The following is a 1,576-nucleotide window of genomic DNA, read 5'->3' as shown; positions in this document are numbered from 1 at the left end:
GCCATAGGTAGAGCGGGTCTGATACTCCGTGCCGTCTGTCATAACGACTGTGATGAAGTGGTAATCGGGATGGCCTTCGGCTTTCATCGTCTCTAGTCCTTGCGTCAGCGGCCTGTCCCTGCGCGGTTTGGCCTCTGTGAAATTCGGAAAGCGGGGTCTTAGTAGATTGAGACCAGTCCCGCAAGGGGGCCGACGCAATCAAGGTGTAATGGGATGAGCCAGACAACAGAAACCGTCGTCGACGACCGCCGGGAGACCGGGCCGCAGCGTGCAGGCGAGGACCGCCCCAAGGCGCGGACCCTGAAGCCGCTTGCTCTTCTGTGGCCTTATGTAAAACGCCATATCGGCCTCGTCCTGATCGCGGCCGTCTTCCTCGTCGTCAGCACGATGGCCGCGCTCACCATCCCGCTCCTCTTCGGCCAGGCCGTCGATGCCGGGCAGGGCGGGCGCAGCGGGGCAGAGCTTCTCGACACGATCGACCGCTACTTTTTCTATGTTCTTGCCGCCGCCGTCGCCATGGGCATCCTCTCTGCGCTGCGCTTCTATTTCGTCTCGCGCTTTGGCGAACGCGTCGCCGCAGATTTGCGCACGGACCTTTATGCCAAACTGCTCAGCCTCAGCCCGCGCTTCCACGCCAATATCCGCTCCGGCGAAGCGGTCTCGCGCCTGACAGCCGATGTCTCCCTGATCGAGACCTTCCTTGGCTCCTCGGCTTCGCTCGCCACCCGCACCATCCTGTCGACCGTGGGCGCGATCATCATGATGCTGGTCACCAACTGGAAGCTTGGCGGCACGCTTCTGTTAATGATCCCGCTCGCCATGTTCCCGGTCCTGATTATCGGCCGGATCATCCGGGGCGCCTCCAATACCGCGCAGACCAAGCTCGCAGAAGCCGGCGCCGAGGCGTCTGAAGCGCTCGATGCCATCGAACTTGTTCAGGCCTATGGCCAGGAGAAACATCGCGAAACCTCATTCTCCGCTGCAGCCGAGGCGGTTTTCAAGGCCGCCCTCAGACGCATCACGGCCCGCAGCTTCATGATCCTCGCCGTCTCTGTCATGCTGCTTGGCGGCATGGTCGGCATTCTGTGGCTCGGCGCCCGCGCTGTGGCCAATGGCACCATGACCCCGGGCGAGCTGACCCAGATGATCCTCTATGCCTTCTATGCCGGCTCAGGCTTCGGCATGCTGGCAGAGGTCTGGGGCGAGGTGATGCGCGCGGCAGGCGCCGCTGACCGCGCCACCGAAATCCTGAAGGAAACACCCGAGATCCGTGCGCCCGAGACCATCCTGCCGACCGCCAGTGAGCATGAGGGCCACCTCGTCTTCGACAAGGTCGATTTCACCTATGGCGAGGCCGACCTGCCGGCGCTGAAGGATTTCAGCCTCGATGTGAAACCCGGCGAATTCGTTGCGCTTGTCGGCCCATCCGGCGCCGGCAAGTCGACCGTCTTCCGCCTCGCGCTCCGCCTGTTCGACCCGCAATCGGGCCGTATTCTGGTGGATGATGTCGCCTCGCTCGACACCGATCCGGCCCTCTGGCGCGCGCAGTTCGCCTATGCCCCGCAGGAATCGGCCC

The 1,576-nt window shown here is 63.4% G+C and carries 2 protein-coding genes; one reads left to right on the top strand and one right to left on the bottom strand.

From position 1 onward, the window contains the following. Positions 1–87 (bottom strand): 50S ribosomal protein L31 (rpmE, locus tag WA989_RS03910; RefSeq protein WP_424339208.1); only part of this gene is annotated, 87 nt, incomplete at its 3' end. Positions 88–213: 126 nt separating this feature from the next. On the opposite strand from rpmE, the gene WA989_RS03905 reads away from it, so the two are divergent. Then, on the top strand, positions 214–1,576 hold a 1,363-nt coding region (locus WA989_RS03905), incomplete at its 3' end, for an ABC transporter transmembrane domain-containing protein (RefSeq protein ID WP_424339207.1).

The organism is Henriciella sp. (genome assembly GCF_049649345.1).
Taxonomy (GTDB): Bacteria; Pseudomonadota; Alphaproteobacteria; order Caulobacterales; family Hyphomonadaceae; genus Henriciella.
Note: the sequence above shows the minus strand (reverse complement) of the source record. Positions and strands in the feature narration are given on the sequence as shown.